Origin of the sequence: Escherichia sp. KCJ4928 (assembly GCF_004352695.1) — a bacterium.
GTDB lineage: Bacteria > Pseudomonadota > Gammaproteobacteria > Enterobacterales > Enterobacteriaceae > ECMA0423.
This window is the reverse complement of record NZ_SJWV01000216.1, coordinates 1-6,242: the sequence shown is the minus strand read 5'-3', so window position 1 is coordinate 6,242 and position 6,242 is coordinate 1. Positions and strand designations below refer to the sequence as shown.

Genomic DNA, 6,242 nt, shown 5'->3' with positions numbered 1-6,242 from the left:
CGATGACTCAAATTTCGCTCAGATAAAAATGGCCGACGGAACTCTAAATGCATGCTCCGCTATGCATGTTCAATTCTACAATGCAGCAATGAATAGAGCCAATATTAAAAATACCTTTCTTGACTATTCAAATTTTTATATGGCGTACATGGCTGAGGTAAATCTTTATAAAGTAATAGCGCCATATGTTAATTTATTTAAAGCCGACCTTAGTTTCTCTAAACTCGATTTAATTAACTTTGAACATGCTGATCTGTCTCGCGTCAATCTGAACAAAGCAATCCTCCAGAGTATAAACTTAATTGATAGCAAACTCTTTTGTACGTGGCTAACAAATACATTCCTCGAAATGGTTATATGTACCGGCTCTAATATGGCTAATGTTAATTTTAATAATGCCAATTTAAGCAACTGCCATTTCAACTGTTCTATTTTAACAAAAGCCTGTATGTTTAATACCCGTCTCTATCGGGTTAATTTTGATGAGGCTAGCGTCCAGGGAATGGGCATTTCTATTCTCCGTGGGGAGGAAAATATCCCCATTGATAGTGATACCCTGGTAACACTACAGAAATTCTTTGAAGAAGATTGTACCTCTCATACTGGCATGTCACAAACTGAGGATAATATTAATGCAGTCGCTATGAAGATTACTGCAGATATTATGCAACACGCAGATTGAGGTTAAGTCGAAGAACAGCCAATGAATTGACTTTACAAGAGAGATAACTTATTTGTTTTAGAATCATGAATGTTAGCCCGAGCTAACCTGTTAAAGGTGCAAAAGATTGCACCTTTTTCAGATTACCTCGGGCCTGGTTACGTCGCTTTCGGCTTACTGATTTTCCTCAATTAGCAACGCTTCAAGCAAATCGAGATCGTGCAGTAATTTTTGCAGCGTTTCGTTGCTGATCTCCCGCGTGGCGCGCAGGTGGTACAGTTCAGCACGTTCAGAACGCAATGCCGCCAGACGGAAGCGACGCTCAAGGTTCTCTTCCTGCACGGAACTTTCAACGTCGTTACGTCCATCGGCGCGACGACGCAGGTTACCAATGACGCGAGAACTGACCTCCGTAAGCAGCTGGTTATCGATATTCTCTTCGGTATCCGCCGCCAGACGCTCCTCCATTTTCTGGATCGCCACAATCGCCACTTCTGCCGTTGCCGCTCGCGCAATACGTTCTTCTTTCAATTGTTGCGAATGGTCCGCGACTTCAATGTGTTGTAGCAGAATAGGCAACATCACCACGCCGACAAACAGCGAGAAGAGAATGACGCCAGCCGCCAGGAACACCAGCTCATAGCGCGCCGGGAAGACGTTACCATCCGGCAAGAGCAGCGGGATAGAGAGCACACCGGCCAGAGTGATCGCCCCACGCACCCCGGCGAAAGACGCGATCAGGATTTCTCGTGTGGTCCACGAACCAAACTCCATCGGCTTCTTCTTCAGGAAGCGGTTGCTGAACTTTTTCATCGTCCACAGCCAGCCGAAACGGACCAGCATCAGCGCCGCATATATCAGAATAATATCGGTAAACAGCATCCAGATTTCGACGTTAGGGTCGATTTCTGCCGCCATCAGCGACGTCTCCAGAATACCCGGCAGCTGCAGACCTAACAGCAGGAACACCATGCCGTTAAAGACAAATTCCAGCATCGCCCAGGTGCTGTTTGCGCGCAGGCGCATTGCCAGCGGCGCACGGCGCATCACACCGGAGCGGGTGATGGTCATCCCGGCGGCAACCGCAGCGAGGATGCCGGAAACGCCAATATGTTCGGCAATCAGATAAGAAGCGAATGGCAGCAAGAACAGCAGAACGATCTGCGTCGCGGGTTCATCACCGCCCCAGCGGCTGAGGAATCGCAGCGAGCGACCATACAGCCAGCTCACCACAAAACCGGCAAGAATACCACCAATGGCTACTTTCATAAATTCGACCGTCGCACCGCCGACGGTGAAGATCATCGTCCCCATCGCCACTGCCACGGCAAACTTCAACGACACCAGGCCGGAGGCGTCATTCATCAACGCTTCGCCCTGCAAAATGCCCATGATTTTTTTCGGGATGCGCCCTTCGCCAACAATCCCGGAGAGCGCCACAGCATCGGTCGGAGAAAGTACCGCCGCCAGCGCAAAGGCGGGGATCAGCGGAATGCCCGGCACCACCCAGTAAATAAGGAAGCCAATGCCGACCACGGTGACCACCACCAGCGCCAGCGCGAGGCCGAAAATCTCTCGACCATGTTCGAGAAATTCACGGGTCGGCGTTTTCCAGCCATCAGCGAACAGCAACGGCGGGATAAACAAGACTAAAAAGAGTTCAGGATCAAACTCCACATGCAAACCAAACGTCGGCCACGCCAGTAGCGCACCGATGGCGATTTGCATAAGCGGAAGCGGGATCTGAAAGGGCATGACACGAGTGACCACCCCGGACAGCGAGACCACGAGGGTCATTATCAGTATGGTGAAGAAGATTTCCATGCGTTCCCTGTTTGCGATGTTTTTTTATGATCTGAGAAAGACGTTATGCCTGAATTCTCATTTTTTCAGAATATCGCAAAAGCTCACACAATGTGCGGAGAAAATAAAAACGGGCAGCCATTGCCACCCGTTTTCAGAATCCGATGAAAGATTAGATAGCCCAGCCACCCGCATAGAAGGTCACCAGCGCCACGGCGATAACGACCGTACCGATGTTCAACTTGCGCCATTCGCCGGAAACCAGACGACCAATCACCAGAGTCGCGAAGCCGATCATGATGCCTGTTACGATGTTACAGGTCAGCACGATGAATACCGCCGTAACCAGACCCGCCATCGCATCAACAAAATCAGCAAAGTCGATTTTCGCCACGTTGCTCAGCATCAGCAGGCCAACGTACATCAGCGCCGGAGCCGTTGCATACCCCGGAACGAGGTAAGAGAGCGGAGAGAGGAACAGAATCAGCAGGAACAGCACGCCAACGGTGATAGCCGTCAAACCGGTTTTACCGCCCGCCGCCGTACCCGCCGCAGACTCGATGTATACCGCTGCCGGAGCAGCACCCACCAGGCCAGAGAAAACGCTGCTCATGGAGTCAGTGGTCAGTGCTTTCCCACCGTCGATGATCTGCCCATCTTTATCCAGCAGGTTCGCCTGGCCGGCGACGGCACGGATAGTTCCGGTGGCATCAAATACTGCCGTCATCACCAGCGCCAGAACGCTTGGCAGGACTACAGGATTCAGCGCGCCCATAATGTCCAGGCTGCCAATCAGTGAATTGCCGTTTTCATCGCTCAATGAAGGCATGGCGAAAACGCCGGAGAAATGGACGTTAGGATCGAAGATCAAACCGACAATTGAGATACCGATAATGGTCAGCAGAATGCCACCAGGGACTTTCAGTTTTTCCAGGCCGATGATCACCGCCAGACCTACCAGTGACATAATCACCGGGAAGGTCGCGAAATCACCCAGCGCAACGGGCAGACCATCAAGCGGGTTTTTAATCACCAGACCGACACCATTAGCGGCAATGAGCAGCAGGAACAGACCGATACCGATCCCCGTGCCGTGCGCCACACCGTGCGGCAAGTTGCGCAAAATCCAGCTACGGATACCCGTGGCAGAAATTACCGTAAACAGCACCCCCATCAGGAACACGGCACCCAGCGCGACAGGTACGCTAATATGTTGCCCCAGCACCAGGCTGAATGCGGTAAACGCCGTCAGGGAGATGGCGCAACCAATCGCCAACGGCAGATTAGCCCACAGACCCATCACGATAGAACCGAGTCCGGCAACCAGACAGGTTGCAACGAAAACTGCCGCAGGCGGGAAGCCTGCTTTACCCAACATACCTGGAACGACGATGACCGAGTAGACCATCGCCAGAAACGTTGTTAACCCGGCAACCACTTCCTGACGGACAGTGCTTCCACGTTGTGAAATTTTAAACCAGGCGTCGAGTGAACCGCCGGTACGCGCTGATGGCGTAGACATAAGAAAACATCCCCTGAGAGTTTAATTTTCGTCAAGATGCGTGGCGGACAATCCCCTGCCAGCGAAACGTTATCTTCCTGCTCCAGGTTTGCGACAATTTACTGCGTCGCAAAAAAGCAAACGTTTAGCTCCGCGCATACAAAACGGGTGGTAAAAAAAGCAAACGATTATCCGGCGATCATAGCGGCTTTTTCAACCGAAGTTTGCTGCTTTTTTCTCTTTTATTGTCTTGACGATGAAAAACCAGGCAATTGATGCGCAAACGTTATCGTCGGTGCGCAAGATTGCAGCGTTATCGAGCCGTATACCGTTCAGGATTGCGATAAAAAATCGTCTGAGATGACAAAAATATTGCGGATAAAAAGTATACTTTTACACTGGCGAAGAAATGCCGGTGACATACAATTAAAGCATCAACACCAACCGGAACCTCCACCACGTGCTCGAATGGGGTGTGTTGACGTCGGGGGAAACCCTCCTGTGTACCAGCGGGATAGAGAGAAAGACAAAGACCGGAAAACAAACTAAAGCGCCCTTGTGGCGCTTTAGTTTTGTTCATCTTCCAGCAAGCGTGCGCCGGTACCTTCTTCTCCTAAGCGGTCGCCCGGGTTACGCAACGGGCAATCACTGCGCGAAAGGCAGCCACAACCAATACATCCGTCCAGTTCGTCACGCAGCGCTACTAAGGTATGAATGCGCCGATCCAACTCTTCTCGCCATTGGGACGAAAGCTGTTTCCACTCTTTCGCACTTAACGTATGCCCTTCGGGCAACACGCCAAACGCTTCACCAATGGTCGCCAGCGGAATGCCAATACGCTGAGCAATTTTGATAATTGCAACATATCGCAACACATCACGTTTATATCGCCGCTGATTGCCGCTGTTACGGATACTGGTAATCAACCCTTTACTTTCATAGAAATGCAGCGCCGATACCGCCACACCGCTGCGTTTCGCCACTTCGCCGGGGGTTAGCAGCGCTTTAATGCGGGGTAATTTCTTTTCCATAAATCGCTTTACCTCAAGTTAACTTGAGGAATTATACTCCCCAACAGATGAATTAACGAACTGAACACTGAAAAGAGGCAGATTTATGTCCCATCAGAAAATTATTCAGGATCTTATCGCATGGATTGACGAGCATATTGACCAGCCGCTTAACATTGATGTAGTCGCAAAAAAATCAGGCTATTCAAAGTGGTACTTGCAACGAATGTTCCGCACGGTGACGCATCAGACGCTTGGCGATTACATTCGCCAACGTCGCCTGTTACTGGCCGCCGTTGAGTTGCGCACCACCGAGCGTCCGATTTTTGATATCGCAATGGACCTGGGTTATGTCTCGCAGCAGACCTTCTCCCGCGTTTTCCGTCGGCAGTTTGATCGCACTCCCAGCGATTATCGCCACCGCCTGTAGTTTTATTGCCCGCGCGTTAACTCCCGCGCGGGTAATTGCTCCATCCATTGCATAAACACCTGCGGCGGCATCGCCTTCGCAAAAAACCATCCCTGGCAATAGCGCACGCCGCGTTTGCGCAGCCAGTTAACCTGCTCCTCAGTTTCGACGCCTTCAGCGATCGTTTTTAACCCCAGGCTGTGCGCCAGCTCGATGATGTGTTCCGCAATCAAATGACTGGTTTTGTGGGTGGTCAGCGTTTCAACAAACGATTTGTCGATTTTCAAAATATCGACATTCAATGATTTAAGGTTATGCAAGTTAGAGTAGCCAATACCAAAATCATCAATTGCCACTTCGTAACCAGCCTGGCGGAAAGCCAGAATAATCGGCGTCATTTTTTCGACATCAAGAAATGCATGCTCAGTCACTTCAAATTTAATTTGCTGCGGACGCACCGCGTATTGCTCTGTTTTCTGATTGATTCGCGCTATCAACCGTGACGTATGAAAATCGGAGGCCGACAGGTTAATAGAAACATAGCGATCGGCATGTGTTGCCAAGTACGCGCCCAGATCACGGAAGACATTATCAATAACATAATCAGTTATCTGTTCTATCATCCCCTCCTTTTCTGCCAGCGGAATAAACTCTGCCGGATTCATTATTTGCCCCTGCTCACCAAGCCAACGTAACAACGCTTCAGCGCCGATACATTTTTCTGTTTTGATATCGATTATTGGCTGGTAATAAAGACAAAGTTGATGTTTTTCGAGGGCGCGTTGCAATTTACGTTTGGGAGATAAATAGTTTTGTCGAATACGTAGCCAGAGTAATAGCAGAACAAGACTCCCCAAA

Annotated in this window: 5 protein-coding genes and 1 pseudogene; 2 read left to right on the top strand and 4 right to left on the bottom strand. The window is 50.1% G+C overall.

The window, feature by feature from the left end; genetic code table 11:
- Nucleotides 1-682, top strand: a 682-nt coding sequence (locus E0D98_RS20640; protein ID WP_131890905.1) for a pentapeptide repeat-containing protein, incomplete at its 5' end; no start/stop codon positions are given.
- Nucleotides 683-835: 153 nt separating this feature from the next.
- Here the strand turns inward: E0D98_RS20640 and E0D98_RS20635 are convergent.
- The 3 genes from E0D98_RS20635 to soxR all read right to left on the bottom strand — a co-directional run bounded on the left by E0D98_RS20635 (nt 836) and on the right by soxR (nt 4,996).
- A complete protein-coding gene (locus E0D98_RS20635; protein WP_000402207.1) occupies nt 836-2,485 on the bottom strand; it encodes a Na+/H+ antiporter in 1,650 nt (549 codons plus the stop codon).
- A 151-nt stretch (nt 2,486-2,636) separates the two neighbouring features.
- Nucleotides 2,637-3,986, bottom strand: coding sequence for a guanine/hypoxanthine transporter GhxP (ghxP, locus tag E0D98_RS20630; protein ID WP_000106882.1), 1,350 nt, complete (start codon nt 3,984-3,986; stop codon nt 2,637-2,639).
- Nucleotides 3,987-4,531: 545 nt separating this feature from the next.
- The gene (gene soxR, locus E0D98_RS20625; protein ID WP_000412428.1) at nt 4,532-4,996 is read right to left on the bottom strand and encodes a redox-sensitive transcriptional activator SoxR; all 465 of its coding nucleotides are present in this window, start codon (nt 4,994-4,996) and stop codon (nt 4,532-4,534) included.
- Nucleotides 4,997-5,081: 85 nt separating this feature from the next.
- Between soxR and soxS the strand changes: the two genes are divergently transcribed.
- Nucleotides 5,082-5,405 (top strand): superoxide response transcriptional regulator SoxS, encoded by a 324-nt coding sequence (soxS, locus tag E0D98_RS20620; RefSeq protein WP_000019358.1) that lies wholly within the window; start codon nt 5,082-5,084, stop codon nt 5,403-5,405.
- A 2-nt stretch (nt 5,406-5,407) separates the two neighbouring features.
- Here soxS and pdeC read toward each other — a convergent pair.
- Nucleotides 5,408-6,242 (bottom strand): annotated as a pseudogene (pdeC, locus tag E0D98_RS20615) (c-di-GMP phosphodiesterase PdeC); the annotation flags it as partial.